This window comes from Flavobacterium sp. K77 (assembly GCF_021608205.1).
Lineage (GTDB): Bacteria > Bacteroidota > Bacteroidia > Flavobacteriales > Flavobacteriaceae > Flavobacterium > Flavobacterium turcicum.
In genome coordinates, this window is the sequence record NZ_JAKIHO010000001.1 from 361,838 (window position 1) to 386,882 (window position 25,045).

Annotated in this window: 23 protein-coding genes and 1 tRNA gene; 10 read left to right on the forward strand and 14 right to left on the reverse strand. The window is 37.0% G+C overall.

All coding sequences use genetic code 11. From position 1 onward, the window contains the following. Positions 1–45: 45 nt before the first annotated feature. The 3 genes from accC to L1S34_RS01650 all read left to right on the forward strand — a co-directional run bounded on the left by accC (position 46) and on the right by L1S34_RS01650 (position 3,510). A complete protein-coding gene (gene accC / locus L1S34_RS01640; protein ID WP_166132843.1) occupies positions 46–1,392 on the forward strand; it encodes an acetyl-CoA carboxylase biotin carboxylase subunit in 1,347 nt (448 codons plus the stop codon). Positions 1,393–1,658: 266 nt separating this feature from the next. After that, on the forward strand, positions 1,659–1,955 hold the full coding sequence (locus L1S34_RS01645) for a hypothetical protein (RefSeq protein WP_166132844.1): 297 nt from the start codon (positions 1,659–1,661) through the stop codon (positions 1,953–1,955). A 208-nt stretch (positions 1,956–2,163) separates the two neighbouring features. Further along, complete coding sequence (locus L1S34_RS01650; protein ID WP_236362417.1) at positions 2,164–3,510, forward strand: sigma-54-dependent transcriptional regulator; 1,347 nt, start codon at positions 2,164–2,166, stop codon at positions 3,508–3,510. On the opposite strand, the gene L1S34_RS01655 is transcribed toward L1S34_RS01650, so the two are convergent. Together L1S34_RS01655 and L1S34_RS01660 are read right to left on the reverse strand one after the other, a co-directional pair. Then, positions 3,503–5,938, reverse strand: a complete 2,436-nt coding sequence (locus tag L1S34_RS01655; protein WP_236362419.1) for an ATP-binding protein — start codon at positions 5,936–5,938, stop codon at positions 3,503–3,505. The genes L1S34_RS01650 and L1S34_RS01655 overlap by 8 nt on opposite strands. Positions 5,939–6,043: 105 nt before the next feature. Continuing rightward, positions 6,044–7,945 carry a S9 family peptidase gene (locus L1S34_RS01660; protein WP_236362421.1) on the reverse strand — a complete coding sequence of 634 codons (1,902 nt, stop codon included), beginning with the start codon at positions 7,943–7,945 and terminating at the stop codon, positions 6,044–6,046. 209 nt (positions 7,946–8,154) lie between these two features. Between L1S34_RS01660 and L1S34_RS01665 the strand changes: the two genes are divergently transcribed. Beyond that, complete coding sequence (locus tag L1S34_RS01665) at positions 8,155–9,267, forward strand: NAD(P)/FAD-dependent oxidoreductase (protein WP_236362423.1); 1,113 nt, start codon at positions 8,155–8,157, stop codon at positions 9,265–9,267. Further along, a complete protein-coding gene (gene mtgA / locus L1S34_RS01670; RefSeq protein WP_236362425.1) occupies positions 9,267–10,013 on the forward strand; it encodes a monofunctional biosynthetic peptidoglycan transglycosylase in 747 nt (248 codons plus the stop codon). The genes L1S34_RS01665 and mtgA overlap by 1 nt, the downstream gene beginning before the upstream one ends. 407 nt (positions 10,014–10,420) lie before the next feature. On the opposite strand, the gene L1S34_RS01675 is transcribed toward mtgA, so the two are convergent. Beyond that, positions 10,421–10,494, reverse strand: a tRNA-Ala gene (locus tag L1S34_RS01675). 125 nt (positions 10,495–10,619) lie between these two features. Between L1S34_RS01675 and L1S34_RS01680 the strand changes: the two genes are divergently transcribed. After that, positions 10,620–11,387 carry an enoyl-CoA hydratase/isomerase family protein gene (locus L1S34_RS01680; protein ID WP_236362426.1) on the forward strand — a complete coding sequence of 256 codons (768 nt, stop codon included), beginning with the start codon at positions 10,620–10,622 and terminating at the stop codon, positions 11,385–11,387. Here L1S34_RS01680 and L1S34_RS01685 read toward each other — a convergent pair. After that, positions 11,377–11,544: a hypothetical protein gene (locus tag L1S34_RS01685; RefSeq protein WP_236362428.1), complete on the reverse strand. Its 168-nt coding sequence runs from the start codon at positions 11,542–11,544 to the stop codon at positions 11,377–11,379. The two genes, L1S34_RS01680 and L1S34_RS01685, sit on opposite strands and share 11 nt — an antisense overlap. A 113-nt stretch (positions 11,545–11,657) precedes the next feature. Between L1S34_RS01685 and L1S34_RS01690 the strand changes: the two genes are divergently transcribed. Together L1S34_RS01690 and L1S34_RS01695 are read left to right on the forward strand one after the other, a co-directional pair. Next, positions 11,658–12,110 carry a 6-pyruvoyl trahydropterin synthase family protein gene (locus L1S34_RS01690; protein ID WP_210788008.1) on the forward strand — a complete coding sequence of 151 codons (453 nt, stop codon included), beginning with the start codon at positions 11,658–11,660 and terminating at the stop codon, positions 12,108–12,110. A 16-nt stretch (positions 12,111–12,126) separates the two neighbouring features. After that, entirely contained in the window at positions 12,127–12,885 is a 759-nt protein-coding gene (locus L1S34_RS01695; protein ID WP_236362430.1) for a UDP-2,3-diacylglucosamine diphosphatase, read from the forward strand. Here L1S34_RS01695 and L1S34_RS01700 read toward each other — a convergent pair. The 7 genes from L1S34_RS01700 to L1S34_RS01730 form a co-directional block, all read right to left on the reverse strand. After that, positions 12,882–13,238, reverse strand: coding sequence for a hypothetical protein (locus L1S34_RS01700; protein ID WP_236362432.1), 357 nt, complete (start codon positions 13,236–13,238; stop codon positions 12,882–12,884). The two genes, L1S34_RS01695 and L1S34_RS01700, sit on opposite strands and share 4 nt — an antisense overlap. Positions 13,239–13,345: 107 nt before the next feature. After that, a complete protein-coding gene (locus L1S34_RS01705; protein WP_236362434.1) occupies positions 13,346–14,623 on the reverse strand; it encodes an MFS transporter in 1,278 nt (425 codons plus the stop codon). Between the two features lie 4 nt (positions 14,624–14,627). After that, a complete protein-coding gene (gene recJ / locus L1S34_RS01710) occupies positions 14,628–16,319 on the reverse strand; it encodes a single-stranded-DNA-specific exonuclease RecJ (protein WP_236362436.1) in 1,692 nt (563 codons plus the stop codon). A gap of 107 nt (positions 16,320–16,426) precedes the next feature. Further along, entirely contained in the window at positions 16,427–16,771 is a 345-nt protein-coding gene (locus L1S34_RS01715; protein ID WP_236362438.1) for a HopJ type III effector protein, read from the reverse strand. Between the two features lie 13 nt (positions 16,772–16,784). Then, entirely contained in the window at positions 16,785–17,837 is a 1,053-nt protein-coding gene (locus L1S34_RS01720; protein WP_236362440.1) for a flavin monoamine oxidase family protein, read from the reverse strand. After that, positions 17,834–18,553 carry a 16S rRNA (cytidine(1402)-2'-O)-methyltransferase gene (gene rsmI, locus L1S34_RS01725; protein ID WP_236362442.1) on the reverse strand — a complete coding sequence of 240 codons (720 nt, stop codon included), beginning with the start codon at positions 18,551–18,553 and terminating at the stop codon, positions 17,834–17,836. Before rsmI ends, L1S34_RS01720 begins: the two co-directional genes overlap by 4 nt. 57 nt (positions 18,554–18,610) lie before the next feature. Next, positions 18,611–19,657 carry a hypothetical protein gene (locus L1S34_RS01730; RefSeq protein ID WP_236362444.1) on the reverse strand — a complete coding sequence of 349 codons (1,047 nt, stop codon included), beginning with the start codon at positions 19,655–19,657 and terminating at the stop codon, positions 18,611–18,613. A gap of 246 nt (positions 19,658–19,903) precedes the next feature. Between L1S34_RS01730 and L1S34_RS01735 the strand changes: the two genes are divergently transcribed. Beyond that, positions 19,904–20,497: a thymidine kinase gene (locus tag L1S34_RS01735; RefSeq protein WP_166132863.1), complete on the forward strand. Its 594-nt coding sequence runs from the start codon at positions 19,904–19,906 to the stop codon at positions 20,495–20,497. Between the two features lie 77 nt (positions 20,498–20,574). Here L1S34_RS01735 and L1S34_RS01740 read toward each other — a convergent pair whose 3' ends face one another. The 3 genes from L1S34_RS01740 to asnS form a co-directional block, all read right to left on the reverse strand. After that, positions 20,575–21,165, reverse strand: a complete 591-nt coding sequence (locus tag L1S34_RS01740; protein ID WP_166133525.1) for a Uma2 family endonuclease — start codon at positions 21,163–21,165, stop codon at positions 20,575–20,577. 87 nt (positions 21,166–21,252) lie between these two features. Beyond that, positions 21,253–22,719: an RNA polymerase factor sigma-54 gene (rpoN, locus tag L1S34_RS01745; RefSeq protein WP_236362447.1), complete on the reverse strand. Its 1,467-nt coding sequence runs from the start codon at positions 22,717–22,719 to the stop codon at positions 21,253–21,255. Between the two features lie 128 nt (positions 22,720–22,847). Continuing rightward, complete coding sequence (gene asnS / locus L1S34_RS01750; RefSeq protein WP_166133527.1) at positions 22,848–24,281, reverse strand: asparagine--tRNA ligase; 1,434 nt, start codon at positions 24,279–24,281, stop codon at positions 22,848–22,850. 280 nt (positions 24,282–24,561) lie between these two features. Between asnS and L1S34_RS01755 the strand changes: the two genes are divergently transcribed. Next, positions 24,562–25,020 carry an RNA methyltransferase gene (locus tag L1S34_RS01755; RefSeq protein WP_166132866.1) on the forward strand — a complete coding sequence of 153 codons (459 nt, stop codon included), beginning with the start codon at positions 24,562–24,564 and terminating at the stop codon, positions 25,018–25,020. Positions 25,021–25,045 lie beyond the last annotated feature (25 nt).

The following is a 25,045-nucleotide window of genomic DNA, read 5'->3' on the forward strand; positions in this document are numbered from 1 at the left end:
AATAATTTAAAATTTAAAATTCAACATTTAAAATCTCAAAAAAAGATGTTTAAAAAAATATTAATTGCAAATAGAGGCGAAATTGCATTACGTGTTATCAGAACATGTAAAGAAATGGGAATTAAAACAGTTGCTGTTTACTCTACTGCTGATGCGGAAAGTCTTCACGTAAAATTTGCTGACGAAGCAGTTTGCATCGGACCAGCGCCAAGCAACTTGTCCTATTTGAAGATGTCTAATATTATCGCTGCCGCAGAAATTACGAATGCTGATGCGATTCATCCAGGATACGGTTTCTTATCTGAGAATGCTAAATTTTCGAAAATTTGCCAAGAGCACGGTATTAAATTTATTGGAGCATCTCCTGAAATGATTGATAGAATGGGTGATAAAGCTTCTGCAAAAGCAACCATGATTGAAGCAGGAGTTCCTTGCGTACCAGGTTCGGTAGGTATTTTGGAGTCTTACGAGCAAGCCTTAGGTTTAGCAAGAGAATTCGGATTTCCAGTAATGCTAAAAGCTACTGCTGGAGGTGGAGGAAAAGGAATGCGTGCCGTATGGAAAGAAGAAGATTTATTGAAAGCATGGGAAAGTGCTCGTCAAGAATCAGCTGCTGCGTTTGGAAATGACGGAATGTATCTTGAAAAATTGATCGAGGAGCCACGTCATATCGAAATTCAAGTAGTAGGTGATGCTTACGGTAAAGCGTGTCACCTTTCTGAAAGAGATTGTTCTGTACAAAGACGTCACCAGAAATTGACCGAAGAAACTCCTTCGCCGTTTATGACTGACGAATTGCGTACAAAAATGGGAGAGGCAGCTGTAAAAGCAGCCGAATTCATTAAGTATGAAGGTGCTGGAACGGTTGAATTCTTGGTAGATAAGCACCGTAATTTCTACTTCATGGAAATGAATACACGTATTCAAGTGGAGCACCCAATTACAGAGCAAGTTATCGATTACGATTTAATTAGAGAGCAAATTTTAGTTGCAGCTGGTGTGCCGATTTCTGGTAAAAACTACTTGCCTCAATTACACGCTATCGAGTGCCGTATCAATGCTGAGGATCCGTACAATGATTTTCGTCCTTCTCCAGGAAAAATTACTACATTACACATGCCAGGAGGTCACGGTGTACGTTTAGATACACACGTGTATTCAGGATATACAATTCCGCCAAATTACGATTCGATGATTGCTAAGTTAATTACAACTGCGCAAACTCGTGAAGAGGCTATCAGTAAAATGAGAAGAGCTTTAGATGAATTCGTGATTGAGGGAATTAAAACAACAATTCCGTTCCACAGACAATTGATGGATGAGCCAGCATACATTGCGGGTGATTATACCACAGCGTTTATGGACACATTCAAAATGAATGCTCCAGAATAATTTTAAAGATAATTATGTTCTAAACCTTGCAGCAATGCAAGGTTTTTTTTTGCTTTTACTTTGCAAAAATCATTCTAATTTGTGTAAATTTTACTCAGCATTCTACAGGTTTTACCCATATGTTTATTTGGTTAGTAGTTCGGTATTTGTTTTAAATGGCTTAAAATGTGTAATTTACGGAGATGATAGGTTGCTTTTTAGTTTTGGTATAATTTTTCCATTATACTAAACATCAAACGTTATTCACTAACTTAAATATAACTATTATGAAAAAGTACATTTTATCAGCAGCAATTGTTTTAGGTAGTTTTGCAACTCAAGCAGCAAACACAGTAGAAGTAAACCCAACTAGTAAAGTAGTTGTTTTACAAGAAGAGTACACCGAGGTGAAATTAGAAGAAGTACCAACTGCCGTAAAAGAAGCATTGAAAAAGGCATATCCAGATGCAGTTTTAGACAAAGCCTTTGTTAATGCTAACAAAGAATATAAATTAGAAATCACCGTGGGTGACAAAAGAGGAAATTTATTTGCGGATGCAAATGGCAAATGGATTCAAAAATAAGATCATATTGATCACAATGAAATGATAATGTCAGAGACCAGAAAGCTACTGTTCGCACGGATGCTCATGGCGACTAGATAGATACATAATTGGGTGGTTTTTTTTATTTTTAAAAAGGGAGATTGTGTTTACATAATCTCTCTTTTTTTTTGTGGATGGATGATTAACAGTAAAAATAACTGTATTTTAGCACTAAAGTATAAATGCAATGGCTAAAATATTATTAATCGAGGACGACGTACCTTTTTGCAAACTTCTTGAGAAATTTTTGATAAAAAAATCATTTGAAGTAGTAACGGCTTTCTCAGCAGCCGAAGGCAAAAACAGCCTAAAATCTGCTGATTTTGATTTGGTTATCTCTGATTTGCGATTGCCGGATTATGACGGTCTTTTGCTTTTGTCTGAAATAAAATCAGATTTTCCTAACCTGCCCGTTTTGCTCATGACCGGTTATGCCGATGTAAATACTGCTGTGAAAGCAATTAAAAATGGCGCTACAGATTATATTTCAAAGCCTTTTAATCCTGAGGAGGTTTTATTGGTTATTGCCAATGCATTAGCTCAAGAGCCTTCTGAAGAAACAGCGGTGTCTAGTGTTCCTGCTAAAACTAAAAAACAAGTTCAAAGTACGCCTGTAACAACTTTTGTGAAAGGAATTTCAAAAGCTTCTCAAAAATTAGCAGAGTATATTCAGCTCGTGAGTCCAACTAATATGTCAGTGCTTATCATTGGCGAAAGCGGAACTGGTAAAGAGGTTATTGCTAAAAGTATTCACCAAAATAGTACCCGAAAAGATACTCCCTTTATTGCTGTCGACTGCGGTTCAATACCAAAAGAATTGGCTGCAAGTGAATTTTTTGGTCATGTAAAAGGTTCTTTTACCGGTGCTATTCATGACAAGGTTGGTTTTTTTGAAGCTGCTAATAACGGAACTGTTTTTCTAGACGAAATCGGGAATTTATCATACGAGAATCAAATACAATTGTTGCGCGCCTTACAAGAACGCAAGATAAAACCTGTTGGTAGCAACAAGGAAATAGCGGTCGATATTCGCATCATTACAGCTACTAATGAAGATTTAAGAGAGGCCGTAAAAAAAGGAGATTTCCGCGAAGATTTGTATCATAGAATTAATGAATTCTCGATTCATTCGCCATCTTTGGTTGAACGAAATGAAGATTTGATGCTTTTTGCCGATTTTTTTCTGGAAAAAGCCAATCAAGAACTACAAAAAGACGTTTTAGGATTTTCTCCTGAAGTTATTTCTATCTTTCAAAAATATAAGTGGCCAGGAAATTTAAGAGAACTGCAAAACTGTATTAAGCGTGCGACTTTGCTAACACAGGGAGAGTTGGTACAAAAAGAAGCTTTGCCTGTAGAGTTTTTTCAAGAGGATGCTGCGATCAGCGCTGATTTTTCCTTATCAGAAAACGAAAAAGAAACTATTCTTGAAGCGCTCGCTAGAACCAATCAAAATAAAACGGAGGCGGCTAAATTACTTCAAATCAACAGGAAAACATTGTATAATAAGTTGAAGTTGTACAATATCAATTAATTTCTTTTTGAAGTAAAACAAACAGAGCGTTCATTTTTATGCTCAATTCATTTGCCAATGCAACTGCATCTATTGAATGATAGGATTCTCTTTCTAATTGATCCAAAATCGTGCTGATGTGGTTGGCTTTTATTTGCTTGAACATTGGACTCATTTTATGCGCGATGTTTTGCACTTCAGCTGCATTTTTGTTTTCTATCGCGTTATTCAAAAGGGCTAAATTTTCTATTGAACTAGTCATGAAATTTTCTAGAATTTCTCGTAATTCATCGTTCTGATCTGGTAAAAAAGCTCTTAATTCTTTTAACGAAAATAGTTTTGTAACCTTTTTTTCTCTTGCTTTTTTAATCGATGCCTTTGGTATTTCACGCTGATTTAAAATAGCGCTTATGGTTTTAAGCAAAATTTTAGGTGTGTATGGCTTGTAAATTACAGTACTAAAACCAGCATCAAGATAGTAGTTTTTATCAAGGTCATTGCGTCCTGTTACGGCAATAATAGGTTGTTTTTTGGAATTATATTCGGTACTTTTTTGAACACTTCGTAGTAGTTCAAATCCATCTATAACGGGCATTTGTATGTCGGTAATTATAAAGTCAAAAGCGTACTGCTTCATCCACTGTAGGGCTTCATTAGCATCTTGAAAAGGATGAACGATATAGTTGTTGTTTCTTAAAACCTCGGTTGTTAGTTGTAATAAATTGCGGTCATCGTCTATTAAAACACCTATTTTCTTTTCACCTGAAATTTCTATTTTGTCTTCAGGGTTTTCAGTTGACACCGGAGCAAATAGTAGCGGCAACTTAATTGTAAATGTGCTGCCCTGACCTAGAGTGCTATTCAGCTGTAAATCGCCGCCGAGAATGGATGCCATTTTTTTAGAAATGGTTAGTCCAAGACCTGTTCCTCCGTATTTTTTTTCGATTTGGTCATTGGCTTGTGTGAATTCTTCAAAAATGATTTCCTGATTTTCTGCTGCAATTCCTATTCCGCTATCTGCAACTGAAATGCGAATATTCTCAAGCGCTACATCTATTTGTGCCGAAATTTTGATGGTTCCTTTTTCAGTAAACTTGTATGCGTTTCCTATCAGGTTGGTTAAAATTTGACGCAAGCGGAATGGATCACTTAAAATTGGTTGTTGCAATTTGGGGTCAATATCGAGTTTCAATTCGATATCTTTTTGTGCGTAAATGGCTTGAACACTTACTGCTACTTCTTGAATATTTTTAGAAAGTGAAAACGGAATTTTTTCGATGGCAATTTTTCCTGCCTCGATTTGAGTAAAATCAAGTAAATCTTGGACTAATTGCGCAATATAATCGGAGGAACCTTTAATATTTTTGGCAAAATGAATTTGCTTGTTGCTGAGTTCAGAATTACTTAATAATTCAGAATAGCCCATGATGGTACTCAAAGGTGTTTTTAAATCATGGCTTACGGTAGCAATCAATTGTTCTCTACTACGAAGTAATTTTTTGGCTTTCAGGTTGGCTGCTTCAAGCTGCTTTTTATACAATTGCGACTTAGAAAAATCATTCAAAATAGCAATTAAAAATGCCATGGTTAAGATCAAACCGATAATAGCAGCGCTGGTTACAATTCGGTTGGTTTTTTGTAAAGAGGCTTCTCTTTTTAAATAATTGCTTGCTGTGCTACGAATAATTTCCTTTTCAATACTGCCCAGAACTTGACGCAATTGATCCGAGATGGACAATTCATTTTGCAGTAATTTTTTTTCCTCGGCACTTACTAGTTTTTTCTTAGTATTCGTTTTAGTTTGTACTTGATTTAAAAGCTTTTTGGATACACTTACAATCGAATCGGATTCTTTCTTGCTTAATGTATTTGTACTATCGTCGGGAATATTTTGATTGAGATACGCCACATATTTTTTCAATACATTACGCTCGTAGTCTCCCATTTTATTGGGATTTTGTACAAAATCTTCTAATTGCAACTTACGCAATGACGATTGCATTTTGGTTAAATCGGTAATAGCAGTGCTAACGGCTTGTTCGTCTTCTGATTTGCTTTTAATCGCTTTTAACTTCAGGATATTTTTGGTCTTTTTACCAAGTAGTACCTGAACACTGTCTAATAATTTAATTTGTTTGGGTGTATTTACAGCTTTTTTTAATGAATCAATTGCGATTGTTAGCGCATTGGTTTGTTTCAAATAGTTGTTGTAATCGCCATTTTGGCCTGATTGTACCGCAGCACGACCCATACTTTCTGTTTTGTATAAATCAGCAAGTACATTACTAACTTGTAAAACGGCACTGTTATTTGACGAAGGATTATTATCTGTTGTTGAAAAACGCTTGTTTTCTTGGTACAAAAACCAAGCTACGCTACCAAATAATAGTATTAAAAGGAGATAGCCCAAGAGCACTTTAACAGGGATGTAGTTTAATTTAAAATCCATTCTTCAAAGTTAAAAATTAGTACCCACTTTTAAGTTAAGATATTCCAAATAGTGAGTTGTTCATAAAAAATAACCCCACTAAAAGTGAGGTTATAGTCATCTGATTTATAAAGTTTCTTTCAGCCATTTAAAAAATTCGTACTGCCAAACTTGTGCATTTTGCGGTTTTAGTACCCAATGGTTTTCTTCGGGAAAATACAAAAATCTACTTTTAATACCTCGCAGTTGTGCAGCTTGAAACGCTTCTTGACCTTGGCCAGTTGGCACTCTAAAATCTTTACCACCTTGAATAATCAAAATAGGGGTATTCCATTTGTCAACAAAATTGATCGGATTAAAAGTCGTGTATGCTTTTTGCGCTACAGCATTATTTTTATCCCAATACGGTCCTCCAAAATCCCAATTTGTAAAAAACACTTCCTCAGTAGTGCCGTACATACTTTGAGTATTAAAAATACCATCGTGAGCAATAAAAGTTTTGAAACGGTTGTTGTGAATTCCCGCCAAGTAAAAAGCCGAATAACCGCCATAACTAGCACCCACGCAACCCAAACGAGTTTTGTCTACATAACTTTCTTTGGCCACATCATCAATTGCTGCTAGGTAATCATCCATTACTTGACCGCCCCAATCGGTACTAATTTTTTCATTCCACTCCACGCCATGACCTTGCATTCCGCGACGGTTTGGTGCTACAACAATGTAGCCGTTTGCAGCCATTAATTGCAAATTCCATCGGTAGGAATAAAATTGTGTCAAGGCAGATTGTGGTCCACCTTGGCAATACAATAAGGTTGGGTATTTTTTTGAGGCATCAAAATTAGGTGGCAATACAACCCAAACAAGCATTTTTTTGCCATCTGTTGTGGTCACATATCTTTTTTCGACAGTACTTAATTGTAATGATTTGTATGTAGCACTGTTAACTTCTGTAAGTTGCTGCCAAGTTTTTTTCTTGAAATTATAAGAGAAGAGTTCTGCTGCATGATTCATATCCGTTCTTGAAACTACAATTGTCTCTCCAACTACTCCTACCAAATCATTTACATCAAAAGCGCCGCTAGTAATTTGACGTACTGTGATGGCAATCCTTGTAACGCCCGGAAAGTTGACTTCGAAAAGTTGTTTGGTTCCGTCAACTGCAGCTGTAAAATATACTTTGCTGCCATCCGGACTCCACATAAAACTATCTACGCTGCCGTCCCAATTGGCAGTTAAGTTCATTTTGGTACCATTAAAAACAACGATAATGTCATTTTTATCCGCTTCATATCCATCGCGTTTCATTTGTAAATAAGTCAAATGTCCTTTTGGTGAAAATTGTGGTGCGGTATCATAACCTTTATTTTCGGGAGTTAAATTTGTGGTTACGCCTGTTTCTAAATTGTATTCAAACAAGTTAGTATCGGTTGAAATAGCGTAATCAGTACCTGCTTTTTTCTTGCTAACGTACACAATGCGCTTGCTATCTGGTGACCAAATATAATCTTCGTCGCCACCAAAAGGTTTTTGAGGGCTGTCAAAATTTTCGCCTTTCATGATATCAATTCCCGTTGCGCCCTCTTTGTTTTCTTTGTAAAAAACATGGTTGTAGCTGCCTTCGTTCCAACTGTCCCAATGACGGTAGTTCAAACCATCATAAATTTGTACATCAGAATTTTGCAAAGCGGGATAAAAATCTTTTCCATGAACATTTTCAATCTTTACGGCTTCGTCATAAACAATGTATTGGCCGTTTGGCGAAATGTTTTTGTTGGGTAAAATTGCTGTTGTCGACTCTAATTCCACGGCAGTGCCACCACCTACCGGAATTGCGAATCGCTTGCTAACTGATTTGTTAGCAGCAACATCAGGAGTGCTCACTTGATAAACTATGTTTTTACCATCTTTTGATAAACCTAATGGAGTTACGCGGCCCAATTTCCAGAGCAATTCAGGTGTCATTACATTTTGTGCCATAGTATTTAAACTCAACATTAATAAAGGGAAAAGCAGTATTTTTTTCATTCGAATAATTATTTTTGGATGCTAAAATTAGCCATTTTTTTTCGATTGAAGATGCTTTATCAGCTGTTTCTATTGGGTATTCATGCAGTCAAGGCTGAATAAATTGGTGTTCAATGTGTTACTTTTTTGTAGAAAAGCCCCAGTTAAAGATTAATTTGTTTCCTGTAATTAGCCTCAAAAAAGTATTATTTTTATAAAAAATTTCGAAAATGGATTTGAGTTATTGGGAGTTGAAAAATTGGTTTACAAAAGTAGATTATACCATCGTAGGCAGCGGAATCGTTGGTTTGCATGCTGCGTTGCGCTTGCGCGAAAGATTTCCGGAGAGTAAAATTCTAGTTTTAGAAAAAGGAATGTTACCACAAGGCGCTAGTACCAAAAACGCCGGTTTTGCTTGCTTCGGAAGTATTTCGGAGATTATCGATGATTTGAATTCGCATTCCGAAGAAGAAGTGATTCAACTCATTCAAAAACGTTGGCAAGGCTTACAGCTTCTTCGTAAAAATTTGGGAGATGTCGCAATCGACTTCAAGCCTTTTGGAGGTTATGAATTGTTTTTACAAGATGATGAAAGTACCTATCAAGAATGTATTTCGAAGCTGCCTTTTATAAACGAAATTTTAAGACCTCTCTTCAAGGCAGATGTTTTTGCGAAACAAATAGATCGTTTTGGGTTTCAAGGCATACAAGATTATGTGGTGTATAACCCGTTCGAAGCACAAATTGATACGGGTAACATGATGCAGGCATTACTCAAAAAAGCAATTGCAAATGATATTCTGATTCTAAACCAACAAACTGTTACGGCTTATACAGATTTAGAAAGTGCAGTAGAAGTGGCGCTGGGCGATTTTAGTTTTGTCACTCAAAAACTTTTATTTGCGACCAATGGTTTTGCGAATTCGCTAACTCAAGGAGCCGTACAGCCCGCACGTGCTCAAGTGTTAATTACGCAACCTATTCCTAATTTGGATATTAAAGGGACTTTTCATTTAGATAAAGGGTATTATTATTTCCGAAACATTGGCGACAGAATATTGTTAGGCGGCGGAAGAAACTTAGACTTTGAAGCCGAAAACACTACGCAATTGGGGCAAACAGAAATTGTACAAAAAAAATTGGAACAATTGCTAAAAGAAGTAATTTTGCCGCAGTATGACTTTGAAATTGCTCATCGTTGGAGCGGTATTATGGGAATGGGAAATAGTAAAAAACCAATTGTGTCGCAACTATCAAATCATGTGTATTGTGGCGTGCGTTTGGGCGGAATGGGAGTAGCAATAGGCAGTTTAATAGGAACAGAATTAGCAGATTTAGTATAATGGGAACCAAAATAGCACCGAAAAAATCAAGACAAACTAGCAAGAAGCAAACGAGTACTTGGCAATCAAAACTTAGAAATTTTTTGGTGAAGGCTTTGCTTTGGTTTTTTGGGATATCTATTTTCTTTGTTGTGTTGTACAAATTTGTTCCGGTTTATTTTACGCCTTTAATGGTCATTCGTGCTATCGAAAATAATTTTTCAGACAAAGAAGTGTATTTCAGTCACGACTGGGAGCCTATTGAAAATTTGTCAATGAATTTGCAAAAAGCGGTGATTGCCAGCGAGGATGGGACTTTTTTAAAACACAACGGTTTCGATTTTGTAGCCATGCAAAAAGCCTATAAAAGCAATGAACGTGGCCGAAGAATTAAAGGTGGAAGTACCATTTCACAGCAAACGGCCAAAAACGTTTTTTTATGGCAGGGCCGTAGCTATTTGCGCAAAGGTCTCGAAGCTTATTTTACTGTTTTAATTGAACTAATTTGGGGCAAAGAACGCATCATGGAAGTGTACTTAAACAGTATCGAAATGGGGAATGGAGTATATGGTGCTCAAGCCGCCGCCGAACATTGGTACCGCAAAGGCGCTTCAAGCTTGACCCCGAAACAAGCCGCAGGAATAGCTGCAATTTTACCTAATCCTCGAAAGTATTCCGCAATAAGTTCGTCGTCGTACATTAACAATCGCAAAACTAAAATCGTAAGAATCATGCGCTCTGTTGGCAGGATCGATTATGGTAAATAATTTTTTGAAATTTAATACAGACAATCAAAACCGCAATAATTTTGAGTTATTGCGGTTTTTATGCTTTGTTGATAGTAGTGTGCCTTTTGTGTGAAACATGCATAAAAAAAAAGCACTTATAGATTTTACTATAAGCACTTAATTTTAATTGTGGAGAATATCGGATTCGAACCGATTACCTTCCCGAATGCTTTCGGGACGCTCTATTCTAATGATTTATTCATGTAACAACAATAAATTAGAAAAGCCTCACATTTCTGTAAGGCTTAATTGCAATTGTGGAGAATATCGGATTCGAACCGATCACCTTCCCGAATGCTTTCGGGACGCTCTATTCTAATGATTTATTTTCGTAACAACAATAAAATAAAAAAGCCTCACATTTCTGTAAGGCTTAATTGTAATTGTGGAGAATATCGGATTCGAACCGATCACCTCTTGCCTGCCAGGCAAGCGCTCTAGCCAAATGAGCTAATCCCCCAATACCGTCGCAAATATATGATTTTAATTATCCAAAAAACAAATTTCCAAAAAACAAATCCATTCCTTTTTCTCAAAAATTGAAATCATGCGGTAGTTTTTTTAACTTTACCCTAAAAAATCGCTATGTCATCAATACCGTCTACAGGTTCGCTTACTACAACTATCAACGCAGCAGTTGCAACACTTACATTTGGCCATCCTGCAAGTAATTCGTTCCCAAGAGTTTTACTAGATCAATTAACTGAAGCTTTAACGGCAATGAGTAACAATCCAGAGGTATCTGTAATTGTAATTCAAAGCAAGGGCGAAGGCGCTTTTTGTGCAGGTGCCTCATTTGATGAACTCTTGGCGGTATCCAATGAAGCAGAAGGAGCTCATTTTTTCTCTGGTTTTGCCCATCTTATAAATGCTATGCGTTCATGCTCAAAGTTGATTATTGGTCGCGTACATGGTAAAGCAGTGGGTGGCGGAGTAGGTATCGCTGCAGCTTGTGATTATGTTTTGGCGTCTACTTCGGCAGCTATAAAACTCTCTGAATTAGCCATCGGCATAGGTCCGTTTGTTATTGAACCAGCCGTTTCTCGTAAAATTGGTAAAACTGCCATGTCCGAAATGACACTTGCTGCTCACGAATGGAAGTCGGCTGATTGGGCTGTTGCCAAAGGTTTGTACGCAGCAACCTATGCCACGCAACAAGAACTTGACTCTGCCGTTACTTCGTTTAGCAGCAAATTAGCGAGTTACAATCCAGAGGCATTGTTTGAAATGAAAAAAGTACTTTGGGAAGGAACCGAAAACTGGGATACACTTTTGTTAGAGCGCGCCAGTATTTCTGGAACATTAGTTTTGTCTGATTTCACTAAAAATGCTTTGGCACAGTTTAAAAAATAGTTGAGGTATTTTTTTTAGGAGCTTTTTCCTGCTGTACACTATATTCCCGATTTATAAAAACTGCGGCAAAAAAGCCTTGTTTTTCTAAATCGGGAGATGCCGTTTCCATCAGGGCTATGGGTTTATCAATTCTGAAGCTATATTTCTTAACATTCATATCATTATAATAAGAGGTTACACTTTTCAAACTCCGCTCCAAAAGCCTTTACCTAATATTTACAGCTTATTTCTCGCTTCTATTTCCTAAATTTGCATCAAAATTCAAGTCTAATGAGCAATATCAGAATTACAAAACAATTTAGTTTCGAGACCGGGCATGCCTTGTATGGTTACGATGGCAAATGCAAAAACGTACACGGACACAGTTATAAATTGTCAGTAACTGTGATAGGAACGCCAATCACAGATCGTTCTAATGTAAAATTCGGAATGGTAATTGACTTCACGGATTTAAAGAAAATTGTAAAAGAAGAAATCGTTGATCAGTTTGATCACGCGACAGTTTTCAACGGTACTACACCACATATTGATCTAGCCAACGAACTTATCAATCGTGGTCATCACGTAATTCTTGTTGATTACCAACCTACGAGTGAGAACATGGTAATTGATTTTGCAAAACGCATCAGCAACAGACTTCCAGAAGGAATTGCACTTTTCTCATTGAAATTACAAGAAACAGAATCGTCTTTTGCAGAGTGGTTTGCTAGTGACAATATTTAATATTTAGGCCGTTTTCATGACTGTACCTCCTAACAAAAAGATTTATTTTACCTCTGATCAGCATTTTGGTGCGCCAACGCCTGAGTTGAGTTTTCCTCGAGAACAAAAGTTCGTGGCTTGGCTAGACGAAGTTAAAAAAGATGCCGAAGCGATTTTTTTGTTAGGTGATTTATTTGACTTTTGGTTCGAATATAAAACGGTTGTTCCTAAAGGTTTTGTTCGTGTTTTGGGTAAGTTAGCCGAAATTCGCGACAGCGGAATTCCGATTTATTTTTTTGTAGGCAATCACGATTTATGGATGGCTGATTATTTCCAAAAGGAATTGAATATCCCCGTTTTTCATGACAATCAAGAGTATACTTTTGGTAATAAAACCTTTTTAATCGGACATGGCGATGGCAAAGGCCCTGGCGATTTAGGATACAAACGCATGAAAAAGATATTTACCAATCCGTTTTTCAAATGGCTTTTCAGATGGTTACATCCGGATATTGGCGTGAAATTAGCACAGTACCTTTCTGTAAAAAACAAACTAATTTCAGGCGATGAAGATGTAAAATTTCTTGGCGAAGACAACGAATGGCTGATTCTTTATTCCAAGAAAAAATTGCAAACCAAGCACTACAATTACCTTGTTTTTGGCCACCGTCATTTACCTATGAAAGTGTCTGTAGGCGATAATGCCGAATACGTAAACCTAGGCGATTGGATTATATATTTTACTTACGGTGTTTTTGATGGCGAGAATTTTGAAATTAAAAAATTCCAATCTTAATTTAATCCTTCTCCATATACATATTTTTCCAAATTAATAGCAAACAAAGTTCCCATTACTAAGTCTTTCACCGCTGAAAGTTCAGTCATGGTCACCGCTAAATCTATTTGAGAATTAGGTGTTTTTAACAAAAAGCGCTGGCATTGTTGCTGAAACTCACAACTTGCACACGTTTTATTGTTTTCAAAACTATCTTGAATACAATTGGCAAACAATTGTAATTCTTGCGTAGTATAGTAAAAACCCATGTCTTTAAAAATGACCTGAACGCGATCTGAAAGAAGTTGCTCTCCTTTTTTCCAATAAAATGCGGTTCCTAAATGGTTCTGATAAATAGTCTTGATATCGTGCATGAGCTACTCTTTTTTACAAAGATAATTATTATTTAAAATAATTCTAAATAATAAATTGTAAAAAAGACTTAAAATTTTATGACTAAGGATAGCTTCGCTAAACAGACTTATGACTCGCTTTTTTCATGGTCTTCAACATCTTTTTGCAGGTCTAATTTTCTGAAAGTAGGTGATACCGCTCCTGTAAAAAATACCGTTACCAAAGTCATTACACCACCAAACACTACTGCATTTACAGTGCCCATAAGTTTTGCGGTCAATCCACTTTCAAAAGCGCCTAATTCATTTGAGGATCCTACAAAGATTGAATTTACAGCTGCTACGCGGCCTCGCATCGAATCCGGTGTTTTTAATTGTAAAATGGTTTGTCTAATCACAACTGAAATTCCATCGAAAAGACCACTTAAAAATAAAGCGACAACCGAAATCCAAAAAACTGAGGATAGTCCAAAAACTATCATACACAATCCAAAGGCAAATACAGCCAGTAATAATTTGATTCCTGCATTTTTTGTAAACGGAATGTAAGCAGAAAGAATCAGCATTAAAAATGCCCCAACTGCCGGTGCGGCACGCAACACACCAAATCCTTGTGGACCCACTTTTAAAATGTCTTGTGCAAAAATAGGTAACAGCGCAACGGCACCTCCAAACAAAACAGCGATCATATCTAGTGACAAAGCACCCAAAATGGTTTTGTTGGTAAATACAAATCGTACGCCTTCTTTTAGGCTATCCATTATTGGCTCCCCAATTTTCGGATTCAAAATAGGCTTTTTTTCTATTTGAGTTAGCGCAAGCAAAGCGAGTACAGAGCAAAAAAGTACCACTGCCATTGAACTTGGTACTCCAAACCAATTGATTGAAAAACCAGCAATTGCCGGTCCAAGTACAGAACTTATTTGCCAAACAGAACTACTCCAAGTTGCTGCATTGGGATATATTTTTTTGGGAACGATAAGAGCCAACAAAGAGAAAATAGTTGGACCTAAGAAAGCACGAACTGCACCGCCTAAAAACACCAAAAAGTAAATGAAATACAACAAGGTCGATTTGGATATATCTTTTGTAATTGAGGGTAAAGTACATAAGAATAAGCCTAAACTAATAACTGCAAAACCTAAGATGCATTTAACAAGAAGCTCTTTTTTTTCCTTTTGATCTACAACATGTCCAGCAAATAGCGCCATCGTTACAGCGGGAATTACTTCCATTAAGCCAATAATCCCTAGCGATAGCGGATTTTGAGTCAAACTATACACTTCCCATTCTATGATGATAAATTGCATTGACCAACCAAATACCATGGCAAAACGCAACAATAAAAAAATAGTAAATTCTTTGTAACGGAGCGCTGCGTAAGGATCAGTTTTGGTAGTAGTCATAGTGTTATGCTTTAATATCTTTTAATCGCAATTGGGTTGTAACGGTGCCGTTCCATTCGTTTTCGTCAATGCAATAAACAGCCTGAAAGGTTTTTTGATGTGAAGTAATATCTAATTTAGCACCAAGATTAAATCCTATTGCCGCAACGCCAGCTGAATGATTTTGTTTCACAAAAAGGCGAATATGTTCGTCCTCTTTACCCATTGGCTTGCCATAACCAGTATCTTTTATGTTTTTGGTTAAAAATACGGGAGTCATATTTTGTGGCCCGAAAGGTTCAAATTGTTTTAAAATCCGAATCAATTTGGGCGTAATGTCGTTAAAATCAATTTCGGCATCGATGGTAATTTCTGGTACAAGTAATTCGGGCGGAATGGTTTGTTTGACCTCGTTTTCGAACGCTTTTTTAAACGACTCGTAGTTTTCTTCTTTTAAAGTCATGCCGGCAGCATACATGTGGCCACCAAATTGTTCTAAATGTTCGGCACAAGATTCAAGAGCATTATACACATCAAATCCTTTTACAGAACGTGCCGAAGCGGCATATTTGTCGCCACTTTTTGTAAAAACTAATGTCGGTCGGTAGTAAGTTTCAATTAAGCGCGAAGCTACAATTCCGATGACTCCTTTATGCCAATCTTCTTGATAAACAACGGTAGTAAAACGCTCCGTTTCGTCATTTTCAATGATTTGTTGCAGTGCTTCTTTGGTGATGTACTTGTCTAAATCTTTGCGTTCTGCGTTATAAGCTTCAATTTCTGAGGCAAACTGTTGTGCTTGTTCAAAATCAAATTCGGTTAACAACTCAACGGCATGGTTACCATGTTTGATACGACCGGCAGCATTGATGCGTGGAGCAATGATAAATACTACATCGGTTATATCCAGCGTTTGTTTTTTTAATTGATGGATGATGGCTTTGATTCCCGGTCTCGGGTTACTATTGATAACTTGCAATCCAAAATGAGCCAAAACTCTGTTTTCTCCCGTCATGGGTACAATGTCTGCAGCAATGGCGGCTGCTACTAAATCAAGGTATTCCATTAAATCAGTTACGGTTTGATTCCTATTGGCGCCTAGTGCTTGAATAAGCTTAAATCCAATACCGCAACCACACAATTCATCATACGGATAACTGCAATCGTCTCTCTTGGGATCAAGTATTGCTACTGCATCGGGTAGGGTATCGCCTGGCCTATGGTGGTCACAAATGACAAAATCAATGCCTTTGTTTTTGGCGTAAGCCACGTGATCGATTGATTTAATACCGCAGTCTAGAGCAATTATCAGTGTAAAACCGTTATCCTCTGCAAAGTCAATCCCCTTAAACGATACTCCGTAACCTTCGTCATAACGATCCGGAATATAAGTGGCAACATTAGGGTAAAACGACCTTAAGTAGGACGATACGAGTGATACCGCTGTTGTTCCATCCACATCGTAATCACCAAAAACCAGTATGTTTTCGTTTGCTGAGATGGCATTTTCAATGCGTGCGATGGCTTTGTCCATATCTTTCATCAAGTATGGATCATGTAAATGTTCTAGACTTGGTCTAAAAAAAGCCTTGGCTTCTTCAAAAGTAGTAATGCCGCGTTGAACGAGTAAAGTGGCCACAAATTCCTCTACATTAAGTGCTTTAGCCAATGCAGTTACAGTTTCTTGTGGCGGTTTTGGTTTTAGTGTCCAACGCATACTTATTCTGAATAATAAATTGGTGTTATAAATTTTGCATACTTGAGCGCATTAGCAATCATTTGATCAGAATTGATTGTGATGCAACTAACAATGAGATTATAGTTTTATTTTGCCACTAAGGGACTTCCGTAAAAAGCAATGCCATCCCAACCTGTTTTCATGAAATTGCGAATGTTTTGGTGATTGGTTCCGTTTGGATCTCCCAAAACATCTTCAAAATAATACGCTCCAAAACAAGCCAAAGTAGCTTCTGGACTTAGTTGGTGCATTTCGGCGAAAGCCAAAAGTTTACACGAACCTGAATTTTCGCCAGCAGCATTGTGCTGTGTACCGTTTTCAAAGGCGGTTGGAGTAAAATCATAGTGGGCTTCAATAACAGCTATAGTATCTGCAAATCCGATTGATTCTGGTGTTGCATGTAATTTTTCTAAAAAAGCTTCAATTGTCATGATCTGAAATATATTAAAATTGAGATGAAATTTTTTTTGCAGCAGCAAGTGCTCCGTCCATGTAACCAGGATGTTGTTGCGCTGTTTCGGAGCCAGATAAGAATAGTTTTCCATTAAACTGGCTTTGTTGGTAGGCTTGGTGCCCATTGTTTTGGTGTGCCAAAACAAGTTGATCGTATGGGTGAAAAGTCAAAGCTTCGTTTCGCCAAACGGTTTCATAATAGCCTTCGATTGCTGAGGCTTCAGGTCCAAATAAACTAGTTAATTGGGCAAGAACTTTTTGCTGCCTTTCTTGAGATGAAAGTACTGCTGTACCTGCGTTTAAAAAGCCTTTTAATGCAAATCCTGTGGCCATAGCGGTGCTGTGGTCGTACATTTCTTGAATGATACTTGCCTGACTATACAAAGTTCCTGAATAATTGGCTTCACGCCAAAATGAAGTTTTGTAAGCCACGGCAAATTTAATACTTTCGCCCATCCAAGTATGAGTTTTACGAGCCAGCTGCACCAGATTTTCAGGCAGGGCAGGCTTAAACTCTACTGTATTAATGAGTAAATTTGGCGGAATCGTACTGATGACATAATCAGCTGTAAAAATAGTTCCGCTACTTGTTGTTACAGTAATTTGGCTTTCTTGCTCTTGAATTGCAGTTACTTTTTGTCCGGTTTTAATTGTTGCCGCAGCGCACAATGATACCAAACGATCAATTAAAACGCTACTGCCGCCTTCAATTCGAAACGAAGGTTCTTCTGCATCAGATATTTCAAACTTTTGCGGAGGCACAAATGACATGGTTTCGAATAATGAAATTCCTTTGGTGTGTTGTCTAAAATACGGAATTTGTAATTCTTGCAATAAAGCAACGAGATGCGTATGCTGGTTGCTAAACCAAGTAGCACCCATTTCCATGGTAACGGGAGTGCTACCTGTGATCGTATGAATGCGTCCGCCTACACGATTGCGAGCTTCTATGATTTTGACATCAAAACCTTTTTCAAGTAGTAAATACGCGGTGTACAAACCCGTAAGTCCTGCCCCGATAAGGATTACTTTCTTTTTATTCATGATTCACTTTGGTCCGAGAATTTACTTTTTTTATGTTCTTTAATTGCCGTTTTACCCGCTACCACAACTACAATTTCGCCTCTTGGTGCTGTTTTTTCAAAATGAGCAGCAACTTCTTTTACGGTGCCACGAACATTTTCTTCGTGTAGTTTTGATAATTCTCTTGAGACACAAATTTGTCGGTCTTCGCCAAAATAAGTGCTAAATTCAGCGAGTGTTTTTACTAATTTATGTGGTGAAACATATAAAATCATGGTTCTCGTTTCCTCGGCTAATGTCAAATAACGCGTTTGACGGCCCTTTTTTTCAGGTAAAAAACCCTCAAAAACAAACTTATCATTAGGCAATCCGCTATTGACTAATGCAGGTACAAATGCAGTCGCGCCAGGCAAACATTCAACCGCAATACCATGTTCGACACATGCTCTAGTAAGTAAAAAACCAGGGTCAGAAATGGCTGGTGTACCCGCATCTGAGATCAATGCGATGTTTTCGCCAGCTTGTAATCGGGCGATTAGGTTTTCAACTGTTTTGTGTTCGTTGTGCATGTGATGGCTGTGCATGTGCGTGCCAATTTCAAAATGCTTCAACAGTTTGCCGCTCGTACGCGTGTCTTCGGCTAAAATCAAGTCGACTTCTTTTAATATTCGAATTGCTCGAAAAGTCATGTCTTCAAGATTACCAATGGGCGTAGGAACGATATATAATTTTGACATAGTAGTTGGTATTTCCTAATTAGGAATGCTTAACAAAAGGCTAATTTGAAATGAAAATTACAAGAATTTCTTTTCGATGATATCCATAAAACGGTCTTCGTATTCTTGTTTGCCTTCCCAATTGTTATAATCGGGTTTTACCATATCTTGAACAAAATCTCTTGTTTCGTAAAATGAATTAAAAGTATTTATCTGACTCAAAACGCGATTGTAATCTTCGCTGCTGTTTGCAAATAAATGTTTGATAAAAGCCAAGCGATCATTTAAATCAATATGGATTCCTTTGGCTAGTTTGTCGTTTAAAGATACAGCTTTTGCCTCTGTTTTTTCAATTTCAGTTGCCGCCTCCACAAGTTCTGGTTGTTGTGGTAGAGCTATTTCTTCTGGAGTTTCAATGACAACAGCGGTCGGTATATTTTCAATTTGCTGTTTTTTTACGAATAAAGTATCGTGGTAATTTCCACCTAATAAATCTTCAAAAGAAATTTGGACTGCTTCTGGTTTTTTTGTGGTTTCAACTGGAGTTTCTTCAACTTCATCTGCAAGTAAGCTAAAAGCCGGTGCAAAGGCTGCAGTCGCAGCAAGTTCAGGTTCAGCGGATTCATGTTGAGGTTCTAATTCCACGGCAGTTTTATTGTCAGTTACTGCTGCCACTTCCTCTTTTGTATCTTCCTCAACTTCATCATAGCTAATTGACTCATTTACTTCAGTACCTTCTTCTTCGTTGTTGATGTTTGATTCCGCTTCCGGGATGAGTTCTGGCTCGTTCTCTGCTTCAGGCTCAACGATTGATGATTCTTCTTTAACTGTTTCTTCGATCGTTTTCTCGATTTCTGATTCTTGTGTCGTTGGAATTTCTTCTTCAATAGTAGTTTCAATAGTAGTGGCTTTTTCCTCAAAAATTGTTTCCAATTGCTGAGTTACCTCAGACAGACCAATAGTAGGTTTTACCTCGCTAAAGTGGTTTTCTACAAATTGTAAAACCGTTAATTTTTCATATAACTTTTGCGTTTCCAAATATAATTGATTGATGTCAGATTTATTTTTGAGCTGTAGTATTCGGTGCGCAATGCTGATTAAATCGGCTTCTAATTTTTTTTTCATAACAATTTCAATTATAAGAGGTTAGGCGGAAAATTTTTATTTTGATTTGATGTGCTTGTATAAATGGTCTGATAATGAGGGATGTTGCTTTTGGACTTTTATTTTTTTTGAAATAAGTCTCAGCTAAACCTCGTTTTGATTTAATTTTTATACTTTTGAAACGACGTAAAAGTATAAAATTTTTAGGTCGTTTATTCAGTACAAAGTAATAAAAACTATTCATTTTTTAAGTCAGAAAAATACAAAATGTTTCTCGAAAATACAGTAAATCACAAAGAGCAGTTTGGTTGGATCGAAGTCATTTGTGGCTCGATGTTTTCGGGTAAAACCGAAGAATTAATTCGTCGTTTAAAAAGGGCGCAATTTGCTAAACAACGAATCGAAATTTTCAAACCAGCCATCGATACGCGTTATGACGAGGAAATGGTAGTATCACATGATGCTAGTCAAATTCGTTCTACACCTGTTCCTGCAGCAGCCAATATCTCGATTTTGGCACAAGGTTGTGATGTAGTTGGTATTGATGAAGCGCAGTTTTTTGATGATGAAATTGTAAAAGTTTGCAATGATTTAGCCAACCAAGGCATTCGTGTTATTGTTGCAGGATTGGATATGGATTTTAAAGGAAATCCTTTTGGGCCTATGCCCGCTTTGATGGCCACGGCAGAATATGTTACAAAAGTACACGCGGTTTGCACGCGTACTGGAAATTTAGCACATTATAGTTTTAGAAAAACGGACAACGATAAACTAGTTATGCTAGGTGAAACTCAAGAATACGAACCTTTGAGTCGAGCGGCCTATTATCATGCGATGCGGAAAGATCAAGAGAAAAAATAAAAACCGTCTCTACAATAGAACGACCAGAAATGAAATAAAAACAGAAACCCTTTCAAAATTTTGAAAGGGTTTCTGTTTTAGTTAAAAATAGATTCTAATTTAAAATCTAATTCAGGAAATAATTTACTTTGAATTTTATCTTCTTCAATTAACGGATGCATTCCTATAAATTCATTGTCTTTCAACACATAAATAAAAACTGTTTTGTCCGCTGGGTTTACAATCCAATATTCAAGGACTCCGGCTTCTTCATATAAATCAAATTTATATTTCATCTCTTTGTTAGAATTTCCCGGTGAAAGAATTTCTATAACCAAGTCAGGAGCACCAATAGCACCACGTTCATCAATTTTGGCATCATCACAAATGACACACAAATCAGGTTGTACAACGGTATAAATTTCTTGATCTAATTTCGATTTTTTCTTATCTATCAATCGCACATCAAATGGAGCAGCAAAAAGATTGCAAGGATGTGGTTTGAAAAAATTAAAAAGATGTCCATGCAAATTACCAGAAATTCGTTGATGAGTAGTACTTGGTGCAGGACTCATCTTAAATACTTTTCCTTTTATCAATTCCAGTTTTTCTTGAAATTGCCAAGTTAAATAATCCGCATAGGAATAGGTTTTATTTAAATCTAGCTGGTTTATGTCTGTTATCATGATACTTCTTTTTTTCAATGTTACTAAAAATACAAACTCCTTTATTACATCACGAAAAGTGAAATTTATCAAAGCAACTAAACCAAAATTCTACATCTTCTTCCTCATTCTCGCTACCGGAATGTCGAGTTGTTCTCTGTATTTTGCAATCGTTCTTCTTGCAATTGGATATCCTTTTTCTTTAAGGATCTCGGCTAGTTGATCGTCTGGCAATGGTTTTTTCTTATCTTCTTCTTCAATGGTGTTTTGTAGAATTTTCTTGATTTCCAATGTCGAAACGTCTTCGCCTTGGTCATTCTTCATTGACTCTGAGAAAAATTCTTTAATCAATTTGGTACCGTACGGAGTCTCTACATATTTACTATTGGCCACACGTGAAATTGTAGAAATATCAAGACCTACCAAATCGGCAATGTCTTTCAAAATCATTGGCTTCATCTTAGTCTCATCACCATCAAGAAAATATTCTTCTTGGTAATGCATAATCGCATTCATGGTAACAAACAAGGTTTCCTGTCGCTGACGAATTGCATCAATAAACCATTTAGCCGAATCTAGTTTTTGTTTAATGAATTGAACCGCTTCTTTTTGTTGTGTAGATTTGTCACGAGAATCCTTATAGGTTTGCATCATTTCCTGATAATCCTTTGAAACATGCAGTGATGGTGCGTTACGGCCGTTTAGAGTCAACTCCAGCTCGCCATCTACAATTCTAATTGCAAAATCAGGAACTACATTTTCGGTAACTTTATTGTTTCCGGTAAACGAACCGCCTGGTTTTGGATTCAGTTTCTCAATCTCGTGAATGGCTTTTTTCAATTGTTCATTTGATACGCCATACTTTTGAAGTAATTTATCGTAATGTTTTTTTGTAAAAGCATCAAATTGATTTTCGATAATATCAATAGCCAAATCCACCGATTCCGTTGGTGTTTTATGCTTGAGTTGTAGCAGCAAACATTCTTGCAAATCTTGTGCGCCTACACCTGCTGGTTCCAATTCGTGAATTACATGAAGCATTTTTTGCACCATTTTTTCATCGGTGTAAATGCCTTGCGTAAATGCCATATCATCAACCATGTCTGGAATGCTACGACGAATGTAACCCATATCATCAATACTTCCTACTAGGAATTCAGCAATTTCGCGCTCTTCATCATTCAAGATAAAGGTGTTCAACTGATTGATTAAATCTTGGTGAAAACTGATTGGCGCAGCAAATGGTGTTTCGCGATCCTCATCATCATCGCTATAATTGTTGGCCTGAGTCTTATAATCAGGTGTTTCATCGTTGCTTAAATATTCATCTATATTGATATCCTCAGCGTCAATTCGTTCTGATTCTGCATCATCATAATCATCATAATCTTCGTTTTCGAACTCGTCCTTCTCGTAATCATCTTCTTCTTTTCCGGATTCAAGTGCCGGATTCTCGTTCATTTCTTCGAGTAAACGTTGTTCAAATGCTTGCGTAGGCAATTGAATTAACTTCATCAGCTGAATTTGCTGTGGAGATAATTTTTGTGATAATTTTAAATTTAAGAATTGCTTTAGCATAAAAAAAGGTACTGAGTTACTGAGTAACAAAATTACTAAGTAATGTATTTTGACGAATTATAATTATTTTTTGTTTTTCTATTTTTAAACTTTGAACCTTTGTGGCTTAGAACCTTAGAACCTTCTAATTAAAATTCCGCATTCATTGGTGTTCTCGGGAAAGGAATTACGTCACGAATGTTAGTCATTCCAGTTACAAACAATACCAATCTTTCAAACCCAAGTCCAAAACCAGAGTGAACCGCTGATCCAAATCTTCGAGTGTCTAAGTACCACCACAATTCTTCTTCGTCAATTCCTAAGGCTTTCATTTTTTCAACCAAAACATCAAAACGCTCTTCACGCTGAGATCCACCTACGATTTCTCCAATTCCAGGGAACAAGATATCCATAGCGCGAACTGTTTTTCCGTCTTCGTTCAAACGCATGTAAAATGCTTTGATATTGGCTGGATAATCAAACAAAATTACAGGACATTTAAAGTGCTTTTCTACCAAGTAACGCTCGTGCTCACTTTGTAAATCAGCACCCCATTCGTTGATGATATAGTTGAATTTTTTCTTTTTGTTTGGTGTAGAATCTCTTAAAATATCAATAGCTTCTGTGTACGAAACGCGCTTGAAATTGTTCTCTAAAACAAAATTCAATTTGTCTAGCAAAGCCATTTCGCTGCGTTCAGCTTGTGGTTTTGATTTTTCTTCTTCTAATAAACGACCTTCTAAGAATTTCAAATCCTCCGGACATTTATCCATTGTGTATTTTATCACGTACTGAATAAAATCTTCAGCTAAGTCCATGTTGTCATTCAAATCATTGAACGCCACTTCTGGCTCAATCATCCAAAATTCCGCCAAGTGACGCGAAGTATTTGAGTTTTCAGCTCTAAATGTTGGTCCAAAAGTATAAATCTGACCCAAAGCCATCGCAAAAGTTTCTCCTTCTAACTGTCCAGAAACTGTCAAGTTGGTTTCTTTTCCAAAAAAATCTTCTTTGTAATTTACTTTTCCATCCTCAGTTCTTGGAGTGTTGTCAAATGGCAAAGCAGTTACTTTAAACATTTCACCAGCACCTTCAGCATCAGATCCTGTGATGATAGGTGTGTTTACATACACAAAACCTTTCTCTTGAAAATAGCTATGAACAGCATAGGACAGTACAGAACGTACTCTCATAATAGCGCCAAAAGCATTCGTACGCACACGTAAATGCGCATTTTCACGCAAGAATTCTAACGAGTGTTTTTTAGGTTGCATCGGGAATTTCTCCGGATCAGAGTCTCCTAAAATCTCTAGTTTAGTTACCTGAATTTCAAATTTCTGTCCAGCTCCTTTGCTTTCAACCAAAGTTCCAGTTACTGAAACCGCTGCTCCGGTTGTAATACGTTTTAAAGTCTCGTCTGGCGTATTTTCAAAATCCACCACACATTGTATATTGGCAATGGTCGAACCATCGTTTAAGGCAATAAATTGATTGTTTCTAAAAGTTCTCACCCATCCTTTTGCATTTACTTCATGAAGCGTCGTGGTGCTGTTTAGCAAGTCTTTAACTTTTGTGTGTCTCATTTTAGGTATATAGTTGATATTAAAATTGGTATCGTAATCGAACTGCAAATATAAATCATTTGTTTGTAATTGCATTGTGACAATTCAGGGAATCAGGAGCTATTTCCCGCTATCCATTGCAATCTTATTGTTTTTGACAAGCAAAACAATAAGGATTTCCACTTCTATCGGGGCTAGGGAGCAAGTTTCAGGACTTATTTTGTTTACTGTTTTGTAGTTTCTTCTTTTTGAAGCGGTTTAAAAACTTGGCCAACCGCACAACACTTTGTACTTTTGCGGCATGAACGACAATTTTGTAACAGAGTATTTCGGTATCGGAATTCAAAATGGTAAAACCCCTGAGAATTTAGGAGTTTTGTGGCGTACCGCACAAAATTTGGGTGCGAGTTATATTTTTACCATAGGAAATCGATATGCCAAGCAAGCTTGTGATACGCACAATGCTGTAAAATCTTTACCGTATTTTCATTATGAAAATTTTGAGGATTTCTATAACAACTTACCGAAAGGCGCACGCTTAGTAGGCGTTGAATTAGATGAGCGCGCTACCGATTTGGAAACATTCGAGCACCCAAGACGTTGCGTTTATTTATTAGGTGCCGAAGACAATGGCTTATCTAAAGCGGCTATGGCCAAATGCCATCATTTGGTTAAATTCAAATCAGAGAAAAGCTTAAATGTGTCAGTGGCAGGAAGCATCGTTATGTACGATCGAGCGTTGCCTAAACCAAGATCATAAAAACTAAAAATTCCCGCTAGTTGCG

Bases quoted from the DNA above. Each gene is read 5' to 3' on its own strand.
- recJ (WP_236362436.1), bottom strand. From the start codon at position 16,319: ATGCGTTGGACACTAAAACCAAAACCGCCACAAGAAACTGTAACTGCA.
- L1S34_RS01665 (WP_236362423.1), top strand. From the start codon at position 8,155: ATGGATTTGAGTTATTGGGAGTTGAAAAATTGGTTTACAAAAGTAGAT.
- L1S34_RS01705 (WP_236362434.1), bottom strand. From the start codon at position 14,623: ATGACTACTACCAAAACTGATCCTTACGCAGCGCTCCGTTACAAAGAA.
- mtgA (WP_236362425.1), top strand. From the start codon at position 9,267: ATGGGAACCAAAATAGCACCGAAAAAATCAAGACAAACTAGCAAGAAG.
- L1S34_RS01645 (WP_166132844.1), top strand. From the start codon at position 1,659: ATGAAAAAGTACATTTTATCAGCAGCAATTGTTTTAGGTAGTTTTGCA.
- L1S34_RS01700 (WP_236362432.1), bottom strand. From the start codon at position 13,238: ATGCACGATATCAAGACTATTTATCAGAACCATTTAGGAACCGCATTT.
- rsmI (WP_236362442.1), bottom strand. From the start codon at position 18,553: ATGTCAAAATTATATATCGTTCCTACGCCCATTGGTAATCTTGAAGAC.
- asnS (WP_166133527.1), bottom strand. From the start codon at position 24,281: ATGAGACACACAAAAGTTAAAGACTTGCTAAACAGCACCACGACGCTT.
- L1S34_RS01690 (WP_210788008.1), top strand. From the start codon at position 11,658: ATGAGCAATATCAGAATTACAAAACAATTTAGTTTCGAGACCGGGCAT.
- L1S34_RS01685 (WP_236362428.1), bottom strand. From the start codon at position 11,544: ATGAATGTTAAGAAATATAGCTTCAGAATTGATAAACCCATAGCCCTG.
- L1S34_RS01715 (WP_236362438.1), bottom strand. From the start codon at position 16,771: ATGACAATTGAAGCTTTTTTAGAAAAATTACATGCAACACCAGAATCA.
- rpoN (WP_236362447.1), bottom strand. From the start codon at position 22,719: ATGCTAAAGCAATTCTTAAATTTAAAATTATCACAAAAATTATCTCCA.
- L1S34_RS01695 (WP_236362430.1), top strand. From the start codon at position 12,127: ATGACTGTACCTCCTAACAAAAAGATTTATTTTACCTCTGATCAGCAT.
- accC (WP_166132843.1), top strand. From the start codon at position 46: ATGTTTAAAAAAATATTAATTGCAAATAGAGGCGAAATTGCATTACGT.
- L1S34_RS01680 (WP_236362426.1), top strand. From the start codon at position 10,620: ATGTCATCAATACCGTCTACAGGTTCGCTTACTACAACTATCAACGCA.
- L1S34_RS01660 (WP_236362421.1), bottom strand. From the start codon at position 7,945: ATGAAAAAAATACTGCTTTTCCCTTTATTAATGTTGAGTTTAAATACT.
- L1S34_RS01720 (WP_236362440.1), bottom strand. From the start codon at position 17,837: ATGAATAAAAAGAAAGTAATCCTTATCGGGGCAGGACTTACGGGTTTG.
- L1S34_RS01655 (WP_236362419.1), bottom strand. From the start codon at position 5,938: ATGGATTTTAAATTAAACTACATCCCTGTTAAAGTGCTCTTGGGCTAT.
- L1S34_RS01730 (WP_236362444.1), bottom strand. From the start codon at position 19,657: ATGAAAAAAAAATTAGAAGCCGATTTAATCAGCATTGCGCACCGAATA.
- L1S34_RS01755 (WP_166132866.1), top strand. From the start codon at position 24,562: ATGAACGACAATTTTGTAACAGAGTATTTCGGTATCGGAATTCAAAAT.
- L1S34_RS01735 (WP_166132863.1), top strand. From the start codon at position 19,904: ATGTTTCTCGAAAATACAGTAAATCACAAAGAGCAGTTTGGTTGGATC.
- L1S34_RS01650 (WP_236362417.1), top strand. From the start codon at position 2,164: ATGGCTAAAATATTATTAATCGAGGACGACGTACCTTTTTGCAAACTT.